Origin of the sequence: Corynebacterium halotolerans, from assembly GCF_050107895.1 — a bacterium.
Lineage (GTDB): Bacteria > Actinomycetota > Actinomycetes > Mycobacteriales > Mycobacteriaceae > Corynebacterium > Corynebacterium halotolerans_B.
The window spans coordinates 11703-29724 of sequence record NZ_JBNILW010000018.1; the positions used below are offsets into that span (position 1 = coordinate 11703).

Consider the following 18022-nt stretch of genomic DNA (forward strand, 5'->3'; position numbering starts at 1 on the left):
CTCCTGTTCTGACTCTCCCTGGAAAGGCATGTCCCCTGATGAGAATGAAGCAACTAGTCTCCGAAGCGCGCCGCGGTTTTTGGCATCTTCGTAAAGGTGGCGTAGCCCAATATCGCGAGTGGTTGAAGCGCCGCAGGTTCCATGACGCAACACCAGCCCGTCGCACCGGAGAGCAATGGAATCCGCTCGGCGTGGAGACGTATATTTCCCTCTCACGCCCGAAATCGTTCGATACTATCAAGGTTGCAGTCATTCTCGATGACTTTTCCATGCAAGCGTGGAGCTACGAATTCAACACCGTTCCCGTCACTCCCGAAAATTGGCGGGAATTAATCGATGACGATGTTGACCTGCTGCTCGTCGAGTCTGCGTGGAATGGGAATGACGGAAGTTGGCAGTACCAGCTTACTGGTCGCTCTGCGCCCAGCAACGCTCTACGAGAGCTCACTGACTTCTGCAAACAACGGGGCGTGCCTTCAGTCTTCTGGAACAAAGAGGACCCGCCACACTTCGATGACTTTCTGGGAACGGCAAAGCTGTTTGACGTTGTATTCACCACCGATGTCAACAAGGTCAGCGACTATCGAAAGGCCTTGGATCATGACCGGATTCATGTCATGAGTTTTGCCGCCCAGCCGGCAATTCATAATCCGATTCGGCTCCCAGGTATTCATCAACGGGGCGACATCGCTTTCGCCGGGATGTACTTTGCCCACAAGTTTCCCGAACGTCGCCAGCAAATGCAGGTGCTCCTGTCAGCTGCCGCAGAAGTCTCGTCCCGCATGAACTACGGTCTGACGATTTTCTCTCGGTTTGCCGGCAATGACGAGAAGTACCAGTTCCCCGCACCATTTGATCAATACGTTGTCGGCTCCCTCCCGTACGCCAAGATGCTCACCGCTTACCGCCACTTCAAGGTCTTCCTCAACGTCAATTCTGTGACGGATAGCTCCAGTATGTGTGCCCGTCGGATCTTCGAGATCACGGCCAGCGGTACTCCTGTAGTCAGCGCTCCCAGCGCGGCTATCCGAAACTTTTTCCCGGCTGATGAAGTACCAACTGTCGACGATGAAGTTGAAGCTGCCTTGCTATTGCGTTCGCTAGTGAACTCAGCACAATACCGAGATCGCATGGTTCACAAAGCCCAGCGCAGAATCTGGGGAGCTCATACTTACACTCATCGGGCTGAACAAGTTTTGGCAGCAGCTGGGATTGCGCACAGGACTCTCGACTCCCCTACGGTCTCTATAGTCGTCTCCACTAACCGACCCGATCAAATAGAGCATGTGCTTAGCCAAATTGTCCATCAACGCGATGTCAAGCTCGAGGTTCTTCTTCTTTCACATGGCTTCGACCTCGATGAATCGGAACTTCGAGAAACCTGTCAGCGCCTCGGAATTGATAAGATTCGCTCGTTCTCAGCCCCCGCAGCGTGGAGTCTCGGGGCATGTCTGAACAAACTCGTTTCTGAGGCACGCGGCAGTGTTGTCGCCAAGTTTGACGACGATGACCTGTACGGGCCCTTCTACCTTTTGGACCAGCTAAACGCCCTGAGTTTTTCAGGAGCGGACCTGGTGGGCAAGGAAGCTGCCTACGCCTACTTAGAATCGAACGATGTCTTGGTTTTACGCCGCCCTACCCGGGAGCACCGATGGACCGATTTCATTGCTGGACCGACTCTTGTGGGCTACCGTCGAGTCTTTGAGGAGATTCCCTTTGCAGACATCACTCACGGCGAAGACAGTGCCTTCCTGGTCGATGTGCTGGATGCCGGGATGAAGATTTACGCCGCAGACCGGTTCAATTTTATCCAGGTTCGGGGCCACGGCGCTCACACTTGGTCAGCTACTGATGCCGAATTCCTCGCCAACGGAATCGTTGAATCTTTCGGCCTGAATACACGGCATGTATGCGTCTAGCAGCTGCACAAACTAACGGTACCCGCTCTGCTTCCTCATCTCAGAGGCTTTCATAGAGCCTGAGGTACCGGTCTGCGTTCGCCGTCCAAGTACGTGAGGCCAACCAATCAGCGTCCCCATCGTTGGTTAGCGGAACCTGGAGTTGCTTGCGGACCCCTGCAGCTAAGCTGTGCGAATCCTCTGGGGGGACATATTCTGCTCGACCGCCTGTCACCTCTCGGAGCGCGGGAAGGTCAGAAGCGACTACAGGAACTTCGAGAGCCTGCGCCATCAAAGCTTTGATGGGTGTTACCACCCGACATACTTGAAGATCCTTGCGGGGCACCACGAAAACATCAAGTGTTGCATACCACTTCCAAATGTCTTCCTGCGGCTTCCTACCGACGAAGTGAACGCGAGAATCTAACCCGAGCTCCCTCACCAAGTCTTCCAAGCCAGGTCGAGCTGTTCCGTCGCCCACGATGAGTGCTTCAACCGAGTCCGGAAGATGCAGGAGGGCTCTAATGAGTGTGTCGATGCCTTCATAATCCACTACGGACGTAACAGTTCCGACCAAGCTGATATCCGGAAGGCCAAGTTCCGCACGGATCGCGGATCTATCAAATTCGCGATTGAGATCACGCTGGTCGATCGCATTGGGAATGACATGAATGTCCTCTCCAGAGACTCCTCGCGCAACAAATTGTCTTTTAACAATCTCGCTCAGTGTCACGACAGCATCAGCCGCTCGCGCACAGGCAGCCTCCTGTCGCCTGGCTAACCGGTAGAACTCAGAAGCCACTGCTCGCTCTTGCAGGTAATCCGGTTGCTTCGAAAGCCACGTACTTTCCAGCTCGCCGCGGATTTCGTACACCCAAGGGATACCAAGGCGCTGTGCAGCCTTCGCCACGACCATCGCGTTCTTAAAATCTGTGGTGGTGTGGAGAATGGAAGCACCGAAGTATTGCGCTTGGGCAATAATCATGGCCACCGCCAGTTCATCTCGTTCGAGGAGACTGACCGGATAGCTTTTCGGAAGGAGTCGATGGTATTCGATTCCGTTGATGATCTGGACGGGGGAGCCAGGCAGCTTCCCGACGAGGACGGGGTATGCCAGCCGGGTGACTCCTTGGACCGCCAGCCCGGCGTCACGCTGAGACTTGAGGACATTATGAGAACGCACCGTGTAGCCGGAATGCGTATATGGGACACTGTTCGTCAACACATGGAGGATCCGGTGTTGTGTCGGACGCTCCCCCGAATTAGCCGAGCTGGGTATAGGTTCGGTGAGTTGCTGGAGCCGTTCACGAGTACGCTGCGCGAGGTGTCTATCCGATCGATTGGCTGAACGGCCTTGTCTTTCAACAAGCTTGATCCCGTCGGACAACTCGCCTAATTCGATGAACTTTCGAGCTTCGCTAGGTGGCAGCGAGAGGCGTGAAAGAAGATTCCTAGGAACTTTCGACAAGAGTTTGCTGTCCGAAGTCCTCACGCGTTCTGCAACTTTGATCGCGAACCCCGTTGGGTCTTCGCGCACAAGCCGAAGCACGGCACTAGCAAGCAGCGAAAAAACGCGGAGCCTGAACTTCCACTTCATCGTCCGACAGCTCTTGCTTTCTCGATCAATGCCAGCAACCTTTGAGGAGCCACCATCACACGTTCCTCTGCAACCCATTCAGAACCGCCGCCTTCTACTGAAAGCAGTGTCCTGTTATTCGCAAGTTTGACCCATTGCTCTGCTAGCGCTTGGGGGTCTTCGGGGTCAACAACATCGCCGGCGCCTAATCCTCTAACAAGCTCGGCGGTTTCTCCACTGACCACCGCAGAAATGTGCACCCGAGCAGCCATGAGTTCATAGGTTTTCGATGGTACTGCTCTCTCGAGTGGCTCCCAATCGGTGAGATGTACAAGGGCCGTATCAGCCCACTCATAAAACGGAGCGAGGTCACCAGCAGATTTTCGGCTTTCAATGGTTACATCCAAGCCACGTTCACGCACAGACTCAGAAAGTGCTTCCCTTGTGACTCCCGCACCGACGAAACACAGGGCGACATCGATTCCCTGTTCTCGCGCCAATTCCGCTGCGCAGAGTGCGTTCTCCAAGTTCTGGGCGCGGCCAAAGGTGCCGGCGTACAACACGTTCAGTTGCCCACGGGACCCGTCGTTTTCATTTCCTTCCGCGAACTTGGTTTCTGGCGGGAACACGTTACGGATCGTTTCGACCGGAGGCGTGGCCCCATCGGACATGATCTCGGGACGAGCCCGGAGGTTCTCCGCCAGGTGACTTGAGGTTACCGAGATTCCCGCCGCATGCTTCAGAGCACCGTTCAATGAGCGTTTCGTGGTCGCGCTGACAAGCTGGAGTGGCCCCTTCGACAGGATTCTTTCCCTCACGGATTTTTTCCCCGTGCTCTTATTCCAATTCCGGGATTCGGTCAAGAGATCCGGCCAGGCATCTCGTAGATCAATGATGTAGGGTTTCCCCAGCTTTTTCGCTACTAGACGGGCGGCCACGGCAGTAGGGAGCGCGGGGACCGTGCCAATAACCAGATCAGGCGTAGGGGTCGGCAGTAGATCGCTGCGCCGCAGAACCACCCATATAGCACCTAAGGCGACAGTAGCCTGGTTCAAGGCACGCTGAGTCAATGATTGACCAGCAGGAAAGAAGCCACTGCGGATAATACGCTCGCCGGAAGGTCCGTTGCTCTTCTCTGCTTTTGCGGAGTAAAGACCTTCTCCCCACCACGTCTTGAGGGTGATCTTTCTCTGATAATGCGGAGGGGGAGCGATGACAGTCACCTCGTGACCGGCGTCGACGAGGACTTTCGAAAGCCACGTCCAGCGCCGCTGCGGCACTCCGTTCTCCGGGTGCCAATATTGCGAAAGAATCAGAATTTTCATCGCGCTTGCGGCACCTTCACGAATGCATTGCCCTTCCCTTGCCGCGCTCCGGGAATCTTAGCCTGAAGCTTGAAGTTGATCATCAATTCCCATCACCGGCCTGCTCAGAACTTCCTCGCTGGAGGTTAGCGCTAGGTTGATCCTACCAATTATCAGGAAACGAGCTTAGCTCAAACGGGTGAATCGCGGGCGACCCGGACAGGACAACGCACCACATGTCCCCGGATCAAAACACGGTGCAACCTACGCAAATAGGAATAGCTGCGAGTGTCACCGCCCTCGCGAATTTCGAGGGAGCCAATAAGTGATTGGTGCCTGCTCTCAAGAAGCCAGGATTAGACCGACGCCGCTGCAACCATTTCGAGCTGGTCAATGTCCGGGTCCCGGCGTTCTCCCTCAATCACTGGAGCGAACTCTTCGATGCGGCTGCCCAGACCCGTGAGGTGCGCGATAGCTGCAATCGCACGCTCCGCGCCATGGCCATCGCCATAAGGGTTGACTGCGTTGGCCATCTCATCATAAGCGTCAACATCATCAAGAAGGCGGCGAGCCTCAGAAACAATACGTTCTTGAAACGTACCAATCAGTTTTACGGTACCGGCAGTGACCGCCTCAGGACGTTCGGTATTCTCTCGCATTACCAGAACGGGCTTGCCGAGGCTCGGCGCCTCCTCCTGAACTCCACCGGAGTCGGTCAAAACCAGGTCAACCCGGCCCATCAGACGGGTGAACTGGTCATAAGGCAGCGGATCTGTGACGATGACGTTCTCAAGCTCCTCCACGTGCGGGAGAACCACTGTCCGCACCTTGGGATTCAGGTGTAGGGGAAGCGCAAAAACAGTATCGGGATAGAGTCCAGCTAGCTCAGCGACAGCTTGGCCGATCTCGGACATGGCAGCGAGGTTCTCGCGACGGTGGGTGGTCACTAGCACCATACGTTTGGTCGATTCCACGGCCTCGGCCAGCTCCGGATCCTCAAACTCACTTTCAAGCTGTGCGACGTGGAGGAGGGCATCGATAACCGTGTTGCCGGTGACCACAATGTTTTTCTCATCGAAGTCCTCCCGCAGCAGATTATCGCGAGACTCCGAAGTCGGGGCCAAGTGAAGTGAGGCAACCTGGCCGATGATTCGACGGTTGGACTCCTCTGGGAAGGGCGACAGGATATCACCGGTACGAAGTCCCGCCTCCAGGTGCACTACCTTGGCGCCATTGTGGAATCCAGCCAGTGCCGCTGCCATGGCCGTGGAGGTATCCCCCTGAGAGATCACCACATCCGGTTGTTCCTCTGCCATGATTTCGTCGAGGCCGGCGATCGCCCGGGAGACAATCTGGTTGAGCGACTGTCCCGGCCTCATCAGATCCAGGTCATAGACCGGGGTGATGCCGAACATGCCGTTGACCTGATCGAGCATCTCACGGTGCTGGCCAGTCGATACCGGAACGGAGACAAAGCGAGCGTCACGCTGTAGCGCAGAAATAACCGGCGCAACCTTGATCGCTTCCGGTCGCGTTCCGTACACGGTCATGATCTTGGGCGTCATCACAATCCTGACTCTTCTTAAACTTCGCTCAGCCCTATTAGGGCATACCAACCCATCCAGTTAATCGTATGGTGATACATTTTGCATCTCGCAACGATAATAATTTCACCCGTTTGGGTCACAAGCCAAGCAAGTACACTCCACCAAAGTGCCATTTTCCCATTTCATGCCCCATAGTTTCTGCCCCGTAACATTCAACACAGAGACGCTGTCCAGCAGAAGAATGAGCATCTAGAACAAGAAAAACGATCGCTGCCAGTTGAGACTTCTACTAGAGGGACATCTTCGAGAACGTTCTTGCTCAGAATTTCTCTCTGATTGGCTAGGCTCAGTGGCCGGAACGCTAAACTATGACCGCCTCAGCTAGCTCCTCCGGAGGGCCGGTGGCTGCCACCGGCGCAACCATGACCTCCTCGCCCCGATGCCTGATCAGAAATTAGGAGTCCATGCCCGCCTTCCTCACCTCTGAGAACGCAGTGGACGAGATCATGGCAGAACTCGCAGCCCTGGCGGACGAGAGGATCCTCGCGGTCAACCAGAAACACGGTGATGACCATGCGGTAAACCTGACCAAGCTGCGGGCGATCTCCAAGCGGTTGAAGAAACAGCAGGAGCTTGCCGTTCAGCTCTGGAAGGCTGGGGACTCCGCGGCTCGCCTTCTGGCGCTGCTGATCTGCCGGCCAAAAGAATTCACTCGCGATGAGCTGGACACCATGCTGCGGGAAGCAGGCACGCCGAAGATTCAGGACTGGCTGCTGAATTATGTGGTGAAGAAGTCCAAGCACGTCGAAGAGCTGCGCACCGCGTGGTTCGAGGATCCGGATCCGGTGTTCGCCAGCGCCGGCTGGACGTTGACCGCGGACAAGATCGTGAAGCAGCCCGAGGACCGGGATCTTCCCGACCTCCTCGACGTGATCGAGGCGGAGATGGCCGGCGCCCCAGAGCGGCTGCAGTGGGCCATGAACAGCTGCCTGGCACAGATCGGCATCGAGAACCCGGAGCTGCGCGGACGCGCCCTGGAGATCGGCGAGCGTCTGGAGGTGCTCAAGGACTACCCCGCCTCCCCGGGATGCACCTCTCCCTATGCGCCGATCTGGATCACGGAGATGGTCAGCCGCAGGGAAGGTTAGGAGCAGCCGGATCAGGCCGTGGCGGTGCCCCGGAAGCAGGTGGTGACCGCTCCCCCGACCCAGATGGTGCCGTTGTCCTCGCAAGTGATGTGGACGTCCCCGGCGCGACCGAGCCGGGTGCCCTGGGAGACGCGGTAGGAGCTGCCCACCTGACCGGCGCGGTGCAGCCACTGCGCGACCGAGGCGTTGAGACTGCCGGTCACGGGATCCTCAGCGTGACGGTCCGGCAGGAAGGCACGGATCTCGAAGGCGAACTCGCTGCCTGCCGGAAATGCCCCGATGACACCGAACTTCAGGTCCTGGGCGGCTGCAAAATCGGGCTCCAGGGCGAGCACCTGCTCAGCGCTTTCCAGCTGGACCGCGGCCCAGCCCGGGCCGTTGTCCACCCACTGGTGGCCGCTGATGTCCTCCGGTGCCACGCCGAGGCTTTCCCGGATGTGCCCGAGGGTGGCGGCGTCGAGCTCGCCGGAGCGCATTGTGTCCGGGGCGGCGAAGAAGAGCATGCCGCCCTCCTGCCGGATGGTGACCAGGCCGGCGGCGCATTGCTGGGTGATCGCGGCGTCGGCAAGCGGGCTGCCGCCGTTTTCCAGCCAGGCGTGGGCGGTGCCGAGTGTCGGGTGGCCGGCGAAGGGCAGTTCGCCGGTCGGGGTGAAGATGCGCACGCGGTAGTCCGCGCCGGCCTGGGTGGGTGGGAGCACGAAGGTGGTCTCCGAGAGGTTGGTCCAGCTGGCGATCTGCTGCATCTGGGTGTTGCTGAGCCCCTCCGCGTCGAGAATCACGGCGAGCGGGTTGCCGTGGAAGGGTGCGGCGGAGAAGACATCCACCTGTGCGAAGTCCCGGGGTCTGGTCATGGCGACCGAGTATAGGAGCCCCGCGGTCACTGATTGTCCCGGCACGGCGCGAGTTTTCCTCCTTGACAGGATCACCAGCTCTTTAAAGGCGTTGGCTTTTGCCGGTTTTGCTCATAGCCCACGCGAGGGAACAAGCCGGGGATCAATGCTCAGGGGCCTAGCGAGCAGGGATCTCAAGGCGGACCGTACCTGGGCGGGCAGTGGGCGCGACTTCATGCGGACCATCCCGATCTCCCTGGTGGCGAGCTCTCCACCGGGGCGCAGAATCCGTACTGTTGCGATGCTGGGATCATCTCCTGCCATGATGTCCGGCAGGATGCAGAGTCCGAGGCCCGACGCCACATAGGTTCTCAACGTGTATGGGTTATCGGACTCGACAGTGATGGGCGGAGAAATACCCGCTTCCGCGCAGAGTTGGTCCGCCAGATCTCTGGTGGTGTACTTGGAATCCATGGCGACAAAGCTCTCGTCGGCGGCCTCGTTCAGCATAATCGCTTCCCGCCCCGCGAGCCGGTGCTCCGGGGGCACTGCCAGGACGAACTCCTGATTCTGAAGGAAGGCCCAGTCAAAGCGGGGATCTTCGGGCCGGGGTCCGATTATAACGGCATCGATATCGCCCTTGACCAGCTTTTCCAGCAGACCATCCGTGGATCCTTCGGAGATTGTCACGTTGGAACTAATCGGGGTGCGCGTCATCATTGGTCCCAATTGCCCAGCGATGGACCGCAACGTCCCCAGGCGCACGGGCCGAGCATTCCGATCGCCCAGCACATCTTCCAACGCAGGCTGAAAGATCGACAGGGCTTCAGTGGCAGCGTCAGTCAAGACCCTCCCCTCTTCGGTAAGGGCGATCCCCCGGCCAGCCCGCTCCACCAGCTTGACCGACAGTTCTGATTCACAGCGTGCTATCGCCCGACTCAACGCAGGTTGCGAAAAGCCAAGCCGTTCGGCGGTGCTGGTAATGGTTTCACCGTTTCCCAGCTCACGTAGTACAGGAAGGATGCCCGTGAGTTGAGCCAGAGTGGTGTCGATAGAAAGGGACACTGGCTGTAACCGTCCTTTCCAAAGATCTCGGGCAAAGGTGGGGCACTGCGTGATCGAAACTACCTAAAGCGCGTGATTCACCGCGTCCCATTCTCCACCATGACTGATGTGTATATGCATGAATGCGCCAGAATTCATATTAGTGATAAACCTTTCATTCCGGCACTATTGTGTCCATGATCACCCTCAAGTTTAAACGCGAACGGGCACCAGCCCTAATATGGCCCGCGCCCATGAGAGGTCATTCCGCTGGCCCGCGCGTGAAGGCCTATGCCGATCTCCCCCCTCAAACCTCTTTGGAACGTGAGAAGACATGATTCTTTACGGAACCGCGACCCTGGCCATCTGCATGCTAGTCGGCTCAATCCTCGGGAACCTGATCGGACAGCTGGTCGGCGTCGACGCCGACATCGGCGGCGTCGGCTTCGCCATGGTCCTGCTGATCTTCGTCTCCGATTGGCTACGCCGGAAGAAGCTGCTGCCCCAGCCCACCGAACAGGGCATCCTTTTCTGGGCAGCCATGTACATTCCCATCGTCATTGCCATGGCCTCCATCCAGAATGTCGTCGGCGCCCTGTCGAGCGGACCGGTGGCCATTGTCGCCGGATTCGTCGCCCTTATAGTCTGCACTGCTCTGGTGCCCGTGCTGACCAAGATCGGGCCGCCCTCAGAACCCCTACCGCCTGCCGATCAGCCAGCAGAAGACAGTGCCGAAGATCGTAAGGACGACCTCCTCGACAACAAGGTGAATTGACATGGAAATCATCGGTAACATCCTCGAGAAAAACAGCCTCATCTTTGCCTTTGCCGTCGTCGGGATCATGATGCTGATTTCCCGGTTCATTTCCCAGAAAGCCACCAGGGGACGCGTCCACGGCTCAGCAATAGCGATTGTTCTCGGACTCGGACTCGCCTTCATCGGGGGAACCTACTCCGGTGGCGAGAACGGACTCGCAGACATCACCATCTTCAGTGGCCTCGCCATCCTGGGTGGCTCCATGTTGCGGGACTTCGCAATTGTTTCCACGGCCTATGGCGTCGACCTGAAAGAAATCAAAAAGGCAGGCATAACCGGCGTACTCGCCCTATTTCTGGGGATCTTCGTGTCATTCATCCTGGGCGCTGGTGTCGCCTACGCATTCGGCTACCGCGATCCGGAATCACTGGCGACAATCGGCGCCGGCGCAGCGACCTATATCGTCGGCCCCGTCACCGGCACTGCAGTTGGCGCCAGTTCTGAGGTCATCGCCTTGTCTGTAGCGGCAGGGCTAACCAAATCCGTCGCGGTCATGATCGGCACTCCCATGGTCGCCCGGTTCATCGGTCTCAACAACCCCAAATCTGCGATGGCCTTTGGTGGGCTGATGGGCACCACTTCCGGTGTCGCAGGTGGACTCGCCGCCACCGATCAACGGCTCGTCCCCTACGGAGCAATGACCGCAACCTTTTACACCGGCCTCGGTTGCCTCTTCGCCCCCTCCGTCTTTTACTTCGCGCTGCGACTGCTCTTCGGGTAGACCTGCGGAATTTCGACCTCATGAGATCCATGCATAAATGCATGATCGATACCGAAATGACTGTAGAAAATCGTCATTGCAGCTCTCTAACCTTTGATTATCGGCATCAGGCGGAGTCAACGACACACTTTAACCGTATCCAATCCGGATCAAGAAGCACCGTGATTCAAGAACTCACACCGCGCCGCATACCTAACCTTTTGAAGGAATGATTAGATGACCACCAATATCGTCCAGGCATCCCGCCAATGGGACACCGAACGCAGAGATAAGGCCGAGCGTCTGGAGTCCGTGGCCCACCTTGCCCAGGGAAACATCATCCCGACCGAGCGAATCACCCAATTCCTGGAGGAGATCCTCACCTCGGGCGATCGGGTGGCTCTGGAGGGAAACAATCAGAAACAGGCGGACTTCTTGTCCCGGTCTCTGGCCAACGTAGATCCGGACCGAGTTTCCGATCTGCACATGCTCTTCCCCTCAATCTCCCGGCCAGAACATCTCGATATTTTCGAAGACGGCATAGCTAAGCGGGTGGACTTCGCCTTCTCCGGCCAGCAATCAGCTCGCGTTGCACAGCTGATCGGTGACGGGACGCTCCAGGTAGGCGCCATCCACACCTACCTGGAGCTCTATTCCCGCATGTTTCTCGACCTCACGCCCCGCGTGGCGTTGGTCGCTGCGGTCTCGGCTGACCGCGATGGCAACCTCTACACTGGCCCGAACACCGAAGACACTCCCTCCATCGCCGAGGCGACCGCATTCCGCTCGGGCATAGTTATTGCCCAGGTCAACGAGATCGTGGATAAAGTGCCCCGGGTCGACGTGCCCGGGGACTGGGTTGATTTCGTGGTCGAGGCGGACTCCCCCTTCCAGGTCGAACCCCTGTTTACCCGCGATCCCCGCAAGCTCACCTCCGTGCACGTCCTCCTGGCAATGATCACGTTGCGCGGAGTCTACGAAAGGCACGAGGTGACCTCACTGAACCATGGCGTGGGACTGGACACCGCGGCCATCGAGCTGCTGCTTCCCACCTACGGTAAATCACTCGGGCTCAAGGGAAAGATCTGCACTCACTGGGCGTTAAACCCCCACCCGACTCTCATTCCCGCCATTGAAACCGGTTGGGTGGAGAAGATCTCCGCCTTCGGTGGTGAAGTCGGAATGAGCGATTATGTGGCGGCCCGCCCGGACATCTTCGCCACCGGTTTTGATGGCAGCCTGCGTTCCAACCGCATGGCGGCGCAGGCAGCCGGCCTCTATGCCACCGACATGTTCGTGGGATCCACCCTGCAGGTCGATGCCTTAGGAAACTCCTCCACCGTTACCTCCGGACGTCTAGCCGGATTCGGCGGCGCCCCCAACCTGGGATCGGACTCCCGCGGCCGACGGCACTCCAGCCCCGCCTGGATGGATCTAGCCCAGGGCGAAGGACAAATGGGCGTCCATCGCGGACAGAAGTTGGTGGTCCAGATCGCCGAAACCTACAACGCCGGAGCCGATCCGAAGTTCGTGGAGCAGCTCGATGCCGTTGCCGTCGGTGAGCGAAGCGGCATGGCCCTGGCACCGGTCATGGTCTACGGCGATGATCTGACCCACCTGGTTTCAGAGGAAGGCGTGGCCTACCTGTACAAGACGCAGAGCCTTGAGGAACGCCGGCAAGCTGTCGCAGCGATCGCCGGTGTTACCCCCATCGGGAGCCAGTCGCGCGCGGAGGACGTGGCAGAGCTGCGTCGCAACGGAGTCGTCGCCTTCCCCGAGGATCTGGGAATCCAGCGCGCGCAAGCCGACCGCAGCCTGCTCGCCGCTCATTCCATCGAATCGCTGATCGAATGGTCCGGTGGACTCTATGAGCCCCCGCCGAAATTCCGCAGCCGGTAGGAACCAGACCGCATACGGACGATGAGAGGAATCACATGAGCAGCCTATTGCTTTCAACGGAGACGACCTTCGTCTCCCCACCCCCTGCCGAGCTAGGCCACCAAGCGATGCAAGCGCTGCTGGCGGAAGTCAACCTGCCAGGAAAGCCCGGGCTGGTGGGACCGGACGGAACCCGTTCCCACGCCGACATGGATGTCGAACTGATGCGGCTATCCGCCCGCACCCTGGAACCGACCTTCACCAAACTCGCTGAAGCCGGCAACAGCCTAGAGGTCGGCCAGGAGCTCCGCGATGTCGTCGGAGAGATCGGACGGGAAGGCGAAGAAGCCATGCTGACCGCCACGGGCGGAGTCAACACACACCGGGGTGCGATCTGGAACCTCGGCCTGATGGTCATTGCCACCGCCGGACTGGGACAGCAACAACCCCGGGAACGTCCCTGCGCCAACCTCATCACCCGGCACGCCGGCCGGTTGGCCTCAATTCCGGACTCCTTTACCGACCATCGTCCGCGCCCCGGTGCCACGGCCCGGAAACGCTTCCGAGTAGGCGGTGCCGTCTCAGAGGCCGCTGCCGGTTTTCCGCACGTACTCGCGGCATTACGCGGAATGAGTTCGACTGAGGGGTACACCGACCTACCGCCCACCAACACGCAAAAGCTGCGGGGCCTCCTGACCAGCATGAGCAGCCTCGATGACACCTGCGTCCTGCACCGAGGCGGCCAGGAGGGGCTGGAATTCGTGCAGTCAGGGGCACTGGCGCTCCTAGCAGTTTCGACTTCAGAGCCTGCGACCTGGGCCACCGCGCTCAAGAACTTTGACCATCAGCTGGCCGAGCGTGACCTCTCCGCCGGCGGCAGCGCCGATCTACTGGCCTGTGCACTCTTTCTCACCTCGATTCTGGGAGCAGAACATGCAGACAATCAATGAGCAGTACCCCGCTTCAGTGCAGCTTCGCCGTCCCATCCATGTCGGGGTGGTCGGGTCCGGGGACATGGAGATTCTCATTTCGGAGCCGAGCACCCCAGGCCGGGCGACGGTGAAGGTGCGGACCTCCGTTGACGGCTTCGACACCGTCTGGCGCAACGTTCTCGAGCGCTTCTTCCACCGGCACGATCTTGCCGGTGATTTCGAAATCAATGACTTCGGGGCCACCCCAGGGATGGTGACGTTGCGGCTGGCGCAGGCTTTCGAGTTGGCGACGATGCCGGAGGCCAACGGGGGCCGTGACCTCGACCAGATGCCTTTCACCGAGCTCAGCGCCCGGGACCGCGCACGAGGGATTCTGGATCCCGGCACCTTCCGCGAAATTCTCGGCCCCTTTGAACGCCTCGAATCTGCACACTTGGAGCCGCAGGGTATCGTCCCTGAATCCGATGACGGCGCTGTTCTCGCTCGAGGCACCATCGACGGTGATCCGGCGGTTGTGGCAGCCCTGGAAGGAAAGTTCCAGGGTGGGGGAATCGGTGAGGTTTCCGGAGCGAAGATTGCCGCAGCCCTCGAACGCGCGCTCGTCGATGCGGAGGCCGGTATCCCGATCCGGGTCGTCCTGCTACTGGAGACAGGTGGCATCCGGCTCCAAGAGGCGAATCTCGGCCTACTGGCCATCGCAGAAATCCACTCCGCAATCGTGGCCCTGCAACGTCACACCCCGGTTGTCGGCGTCGTAGCTGGCATGGTCGGATGTTTCGGCGGCATGGGTATCGCGGCTGGTCTCTGCGATCGAATCATCATGACCCAGGAAGGCCGGCTCGGGCTCAACGGTCCAGAGGTCATCGAGACGGAAGCCGGCGTCGCCGAGCTGGATTCCACTGATCGCCCCGCCATCTGGAACATGATTGGCGGCAGACAGCGGGTGGCCACTCGACGCGCTGATGTTCTAGTCGAGGACCAGACCGCGGATGTCCGCCGGGCGGTAGTTGAAGCCAGTGCTGTCACACCAACAGTCCACCGAGCCAATCAGGTGGATGAGCTGTTGTCTCAACTCGCCACCGTCGACCCAACCATCCGCTTGACCGCCGAAGATCTGCGCGACATCACCGACAGGAGCCACTCATGACCACTCAAAACACTCCGGAATTCGGGCGAACCTGGTTTAACGCGCTCGATGAAACTGGCAGCTCAGACACGGGATCGCTGCTGACCGGTGAAATCACGCTGCAGGGAACCTCCGCAGCACTGGCCGCGATTGTCCCCGATAAAGACAGTGAATATCCGCGGGCCCGCCATGGAGAGGTCGGATTGAAGGAATCTCTGGATCTGGTGGCCTGGGTCAAGAGCCTGAAGGATCCCCAGCAGCCGATCGTGTTGTTGATCGATGTCCCCAGCCAAGCCTACGGCTATATTGAGGAGCTCTTCGGGATCAACTTCGCCCTCGCAACCTCCGTTCACGCACTTGCACAGGCACGTTTAGAAGGCCATCCGATCATCAGCCTCATCGTCGGTAAAGCAATTTCCGGCGCTTTCCTGGCCACTGGTCTGCAGTCCAACCGCATCGTCGCACTGGACCACGAGGGGGTCCAGGTGCAGGTGATGAGCAAAAAGGCAGCCGCCCGCATCACCCAACGCACGATAGAGGAGTTGGACAAGGCAGCGGAGTCCGTGCCCGCCATGGCCTTCGACGGTGCGTCCTTCGCCACGCTCGGGGCCGTGGCCGAGGTGATCACCGCAGTAGATCCGCTTCAGCCAGGCCCCGAAGATCTCAACGTAGCTCGTGCTTGCCTGACCCGAGCGTTGGAAGACATCCAGGAGGACTCAAACCGCGACCTGTCCTCCAGGCTGGACTCCGCAGCGGCGCGTGATTCCCGGAAGCTCTCCCGGCAGGTGCGCGAGGTGGTCAACGCCCAATGGTGACTCCCCGAAAAAACCCGCCGCAGGTTCATGACCTCGTACGTCTGGCTTCCTCCGCTATCGAAGGGCTGAGCGCGGAGGCGGCGGAGGAATCCTGGGTAGCTTCCTCGCTGTCTCAAGTTCCGTGGGCGGTGGTCCGCCGCGCCAGACCCAGCGCTCCCAGTCGCATTCCCATCGGTGTCCGGGGTCCGGAGCGCAGCCAGCGGTGGGCTGCGGAGGTCTGCGAGTCGGATATCTGCGATATCGTCACCCCCGCTCAAGCGCGTAATTTTCCGGCCACCCGATCGCAGTTGGGGGCATTTCGAGTCCTGCAGGCTCTGGTTGATGCCCCCATCAGCTTGCCCTGGGGTGTAGGCGGGAGCCTTGGGTTCGAGACTGTCACCGGGGCAAAGGCCGCAAAGGAGAGCAGTGATGTTGACCTGATCGTCTACGCTGACGCAGCGGTCACCGATAAGGATCTACGCGAACTAGAGATGACCACTGGGTCCATCCAAAAATTCAGCGGAACGCGAATAGATATCCTCGTGGAGACCCCCACCGGCGCAGTCGCTTTCGCTGAACTCACCCGCGCCATCGGGCTTCAGCCCAAACCCACAGTAATGCTCCGAACTCCGGATGGTCCGGAGTTGGCGAAGTACCCCTGGAGTTGATGATGACGACGACGCTGCTTTTCGGCGGTCAAGGGAGCCAGAAGGTCGGTATGCTCCACGAGTGGTCCGTGCTACCCGCGGTCCGGGGTCATGTGGCCACCGCGACGGAGATTCTCGGGGAGGATGCGTGGGAGTTGGATACCGAAGAAGCCCTCCACGGCACCAGAGCTGTGCAGCTCTCGCTCCTGATCCTGCAGACCGGTGTCGCAAAAGAGCTCATGAACCATGGAGTACAGGCGTCCTTTGCTGCCGGACATTCTCTCGGTGCCTGGAGCGCGGCAGTCACCGCAGGCGCATTATCCCTGGAAGATGCACTCCGCATGGTAGATGTGCGGGCCACCGGAATGGCGGAGGCTGTTTCAGACGGTTACGGCATGGCAGCGATCATCGGTCTAGGCCCGTCACCGCTGGAAGGTCTGGTGCAGCAGCTTCGCTCAGCGGACGAGGAAATCTGGCTTTCCAACCTCAATTCCCCCGCGCAATCCACAGTCTCTGGATCCGTTTCCGCGCTGGCGAAACTAGAACCGATAGTGGAGGCAGCCGGTGCCCAGCGAATGGTGCGTTTAAAGGTGGCGGTTCCCGCACATAGTCCGCTCATGCAGTCTGCTCGCGAGAACCTCGACGAGGCGATGGGGCCGGTGAAGATGACCAAACCCGCGTTCCCCCTGCTGGCGAACACCACGGGCCGCATGATCAGGACAGCACCGCAACTACGCGCGGATCTCATTCACGCCACTGACAGGCCAGTCCAATGGAGTACGGGTGTAGCTGCTCTCTCCGAACGCGGTATAGACAACTGGATCCAGGTGTCCCCAGGGAACAACGTCGTCGGACTCCTTAGAGACGTGAAGGGAGACTCCCCGGCCTGGTGTACGGATAACGTAGGCATCGAAGAAACTGCCACACGAGTATCCCGGTAACTCAACCTTCTGTCCGGCGAGGCGGAATAATGCGTGTTCCGCTGAACCTGGTGACAGCTCCTGAGGAGACGTTCAGTTCACCGGACCCGGGGAGCCGGGATCATCGTGACTTCCGACTGTGTCGGTGCTGTCCGCGGCGTCGGTAGCCTCCTGGTCTCCGGGGACCTCCGGAGGCTGCTGCTCGGTGATCCGGACGTGACGGCGATTGCGCACTTCATCATGAGCGTTGCCGATGACCTTGACCATGTAGCCGACGGCGACGGCGGCGAAGACCGTGCCTTCACGCACGCCCTGGAGCTCGCCCATGAGGACCAGGGCGGTAATGGCTGCAAGGGCGACCAGGGTCCAGTCGAAGAAGAGCTTGATGCGGCCGAAGGGCAGACCGCTGCGCATGGTGATGGCGGCGACCAGTCCCTCCGGTGGCAGGTAGGTCAGGCGGGGCTGGATCTCGATGTAGACGCCGAGGGCAACGACCACGGAACCGATCAGGGTCCAGACCCACTGCAGCAGGTAGTTGTCCGTTTCCACCCAGGTGGTCAGGGCCACGCTGAGGTCCACGAACATGCCGAAGAGGAGCACCACGGGAAGCTGGATCAGCTGAATCAGCGGGAACTTCTTGCGCAGTACGGCGACCTCGATGAGCAGGACCACCAGGCAGAACAGGATGGTCCAGACGCCCACGCTCAGGGATGTGGCGGCGGAGAGCGCCGTGGGGAAGGATGTGATCGGTGCCGTGCCGAGCTGGGCGTGCACCGTGATGGCGACACCGATCGACATGATGAGGATGCCGAGCAGGAAGGTGACCAGCCGGCGGAGTTGGATCCTGTAGTTCACCGGGCG

16 protein-coding genes are annotated in these 18022 nt (G+C 59.5%); 10 read left to right on the forward strand and 6 right to left on the reverse strand.

Features of this window, described 5'->3' with window-relative positions:
* Window positions 1–44 precede the first annotated feature (44 nt).
* Window positions 45–1919, forward strand: a complete 1875-nt coding sequence (locus tag ACQCVD_RS14025; protein ID WP_426824401.1) for a glycosyltransferase family protein — start codon at window positions 45–47, stop codon at window positions 1917–1919.
* Window positions 1920–1959: 40 nt separating this feature from the next.
* Here the strand turns inward: ACQCVD_RS14025 and ACQCVD_RS14030 are convergent, their stop codons facing one another.
* The 3 genes from ACQCVD_RS14030 to wecB all read right to left on the reverse strand — a co-directional run bounded on the left by ACQCVD_RS14030 (window position 1960) and on the right by wecB (window position 6346).
* The gene (locus tag ACQCVD_RS14030; RefSeq protein WP_426824402.1) at window positions 1960–3495 is read right to left on the reverse strand and encodes a glycosyltransferase; all 1536 of its coding nucleotides are present in this window, start codon (window positions 3493–3495) and stop codon (window positions 1960–1962) included.
* A complete protein-coding gene (locus ACQCVD_RS14035; RefSeq protein WP_426824403.1) occupies window positions 3492–4799 on the reverse strand; it encodes a glycosyltransferase family 4 protein in 1308 nt (435 codons plus the stop codon). The genes ACQCVD_RS14030 and ACQCVD_RS14035 overlap by 4 nt, the downstream gene beginning before the upstream one ends.
* A 335-nt stretch (window positions 4800–5134) precedes the next feature.
* A complete protein-coding gene (gene wecB / locus ACQCVD_RS14040) occupies window positions 5135–6346 on the reverse strand; it encodes a non-hydrolyzing UDP-N-acetylglucosamine 2-epimerase (protein WP_426824404.1) in 1212 nt (403 codons plus the stop codon).
* Between the two features lie 443 nt (window positions 6347–6789).
* Here wecB and ACQCVD_RS14045 point away from each other — a divergent pair, with 443 nt between their 5' ends.
* Window positions 6790–7473 (forward strand): DNA alkylation repair protein, encoded by a 684-nt coding sequence (locus ACQCVD_RS14045; RefSeq protein WP_426824405.1) that lies wholly within the window; start codon window positions 6790–6792, stop codon window positions 7471–7473.
* An 11-nt stretch (window positions 7474–7484) separates the two neighbouring features.
* Here the strand turns inward: ACQCVD_RS14045 and ACQCVD_RS14050 are convergent, their stop codons facing one another.
* Both ACQCVD_RS14050 and ACQCVD_RS14055 read right to left on the reverse strand, forming a co-directional pair.
* On the reverse strand, window positions 7485–8324 hold the full coding sequence (locus tag ACQCVD_RS14050) for a PhzF family phenazine biosynthesis protein (RefSeq protein WP_426824406.1): 840 nt from the start codon (window positions 8322–8324) through the stop codon (window positions 7485–7487).
* A gap of 111 nt (window positions 8325–8435) precedes the next feature.
* Window positions 8436–9368 (reverse strand): LysR family transcriptional regulator, encoded by a 933-nt coding sequence (locus ACQCVD_RS14055; RefSeq protein ID WP_426824407.1) that lies wholly within the window; start codon window positions 9366–9368, stop codon window positions 8436–8438.
* Window positions 9369–9681: 313 nt separating this feature from the next.
* Between ACQCVD_RS14055 and madL the strand changes: the two genes are divergently transcribed.
* From madL to ACQCVD_RS14095, 8 genes are all read left to right on the forward strand, one after another.
* Window positions 9682–10122, forward strand: a complete 441-nt coding sequence (gene madL / locus ACQCVD_RS14060; RefSeq protein WP_426824408.1) for a malonate transporter subunit MadL — start codon at window positions 9682–9684, stop codon at window positions 10120–10122.
* A 1-nt stretch (window position 10123) separates the two neighbouring features.
* Entirely contained in the window at window positions 10124–10885 is a 762-nt protein-coding gene (gene madM / locus ACQCVD_RS14065; protein ID WP_426824409.1) for a malonate transporter subunit MadM, read from the forward strand.
* A gap of 216 nt (window positions 10886–11101) precedes the next feature.
* A complete protein-coding gene (gene mdcA / locus ACQCVD_RS14070) occupies window positions 11102–12763 on the forward strand; it encodes a malonate decarboxylase subunit alpha (RefSeq protein ID WP_426824410.1) in 1662 nt (553 codons plus the stop codon).
* Window positions 12764–12798: 35 nt separating this feature from the next.
* Complete coding sequence (locus ACQCVD_RS14075) at window positions 12799–13692, forward strand: triphosphoribosyl-dephospho-CoA synthase (protein ID WP_426824411.1); 894 nt, start codon at window positions 12799–12801, stop codon at window positions 13690–13692.
* Window positions 13676–14821, forward strand: coding sequence for a biotin-independent malonate decarboxylase subunit beta (locus ACQCVD_RS14080; protein WP_426824412.1), 1146 nt, complete (start codon window positions 13676–13678; stop codon window positions 14819–14821). The genes ACQCVD_RS14075 and ACQCVD_RS14080 overlap by 17 nt, the downstream gene beginning before the upstream one ends.
* The gene (mdcE, locus tag ACQCVD_RS14085) at window positions 14818–15615 is read left to right on the forward strand and encodes a biotin-independent malonate decarboxylase subunit gamma (protein WP_426824413.1); all 798 of its coding nucleotides are present in this window, start codon (window positions 14818–14820) and stop codon (window positions 15613–15615) included. The genes ACQCVD_RS14080 and mdcE overlap by 4 nt, the downstream gene beginning before the upstream one ends.
* Complete coding sequence (locus ACQCVD_RS14090) at window positions 15609–16262, forward strand: malonate decarboxylase holo-ACP synthase (RefSeq protein ID WP_426824414.1); 654 nt, start codon at window positions 15609–15611, stop codon at window positions 16260–16262. The genes mdcE and ACQCVD_RS14090 overlap by 7 nt, the downstream gene beginning before the upstream one ends.
* 2 nt (window positions 16263–16264) lie before the next feature.
* Window positions 16265–17182, forward strand: coding sequence for an ACP S-malonyltransferase (locus ACQCVD_RS14095; RefSeq protein ID WP_426824415.1), 918 nt, complete (start codon window positions 16265–16267; stop codon window positions 17180–17182).
* A gap of 72 nt (window positions 17183–17254) precedes the next feature.
* Here the strand turns inward: ACQCVD_RS14095 and ACQCVD_RS14100 are convergent, their stop codons facing one another.
* Window positions 17255–18016 (reverse strand): YczE/YyaS/YitT family protein, encoded by a 762-nt coding sequence (locus tag ACQCVD_RS14100; protein ID WP_426824416.1) that lies wholly within the window; start codon window positions 18014–18016, stop codon window positions 17255–17257.
* Between the last annotated feature and the right edge of the window lie 6 nt (window positions 18017–18022).

What these genes read in the sequence shown, in the direction of transcription:
- ACQCVD_RS14025 (WP_426824401.1), top strand. Translation starts at nt 45, where the DNA reads ATGAAGCAACTAGTCTCCGAAGCGCGCCGCGGTTTTTGGCATCTTCGT.
- ACQCVD_RS14030 (WP_426824402.1), bottom strand. Translation starts at nt 3,495, where the DNA reads ATGAAGTGGAAGTTCAGGCTCCGCGTTTTTTCGCTGCTTGCTAGTGCC.
- ACQCVD_RS14035 (WP_426824403.1), bottom strand. Translation starts at nt 4,799, where the DNA reads ATGAAAATTCTGATTCTTTCGCAATATTGGCACCCGGAGAACGGAGTG.
- ACQCVD_RS14045 (WP_426824405.1), top strand. Translation starts at nt 6,790, where the DNA reads ATGCCCGCCTTCCTCACCTCTGAGAACGCAGTGGACGAGATCATGGCA.
- ACQCVD_RS14050 (WP_426824406.1), bottom strand. Translation starts at nt 8,324, where the DNA reads ATGACCAGACCCCGGGACTTCGCACAGGTGGATGTCTTCTCCGCCGCA.
- madL (WP_426824408.1), top strand. Translation starts at nt 9,682, where the DNA reads ATGATTCTTTACGGAACCGCGACCCTGGCCATCTGCATGCTAGTCGGC.
- madM (WP_426824409.1), top strand. Translation starts at nt 10,124, where the DNA reads ATGGAAATCATCGGTAACATCCTCGAGAAAAACAGCCTCATCTTTGCC.
- mdcA (WP_426824410.1), top strand. Translation starts at nt 11,102, where the DNA reads ATGACCACCAATATCGTCCAGGCATCCCGCCAATGGGACACCGAACGC.
- ACQCVD_RS14075 (WP_426824411.1), top strand. Translation starts at nt 12,799, where the DNA reads ATGAGCAGCCTATTGCTTTCAACGGAGACGACCTTCGTCTCCCCACCC.
- ACQCVD_RS14080 (WP_426824412.1), top strand. Translation starts at nt 13,676, where the DNA reads ATGCAGACAATCAATGAGCAGTACCCCGCTTCAGTGCAGCTTCGCCGT.
- mdcE (WP_426824413.1), top strand. Translation starts at nt 14,818, where the DNA reads ATGACCACTCAAAACACTCCGGAATTCGGGCGAACCTGGTTTAACGCG.
- ACQCVD_RS14090 (WP_426824414.1), top strand. Translation starts at nt 15,609, where the DNA reads ATGGTGACTCCCCGAAAAAACCCGCCGCAGGTTCATGACCTCGTACGT.
- ACQCVD_RS14095 (WP_426824415.1), top strand. Translation starts at nt 16,265, where the DNA reads ATGACGACGACGCTGCTTTTCGGCGGTCAAGGGAGCCAGAAGGTCGGT.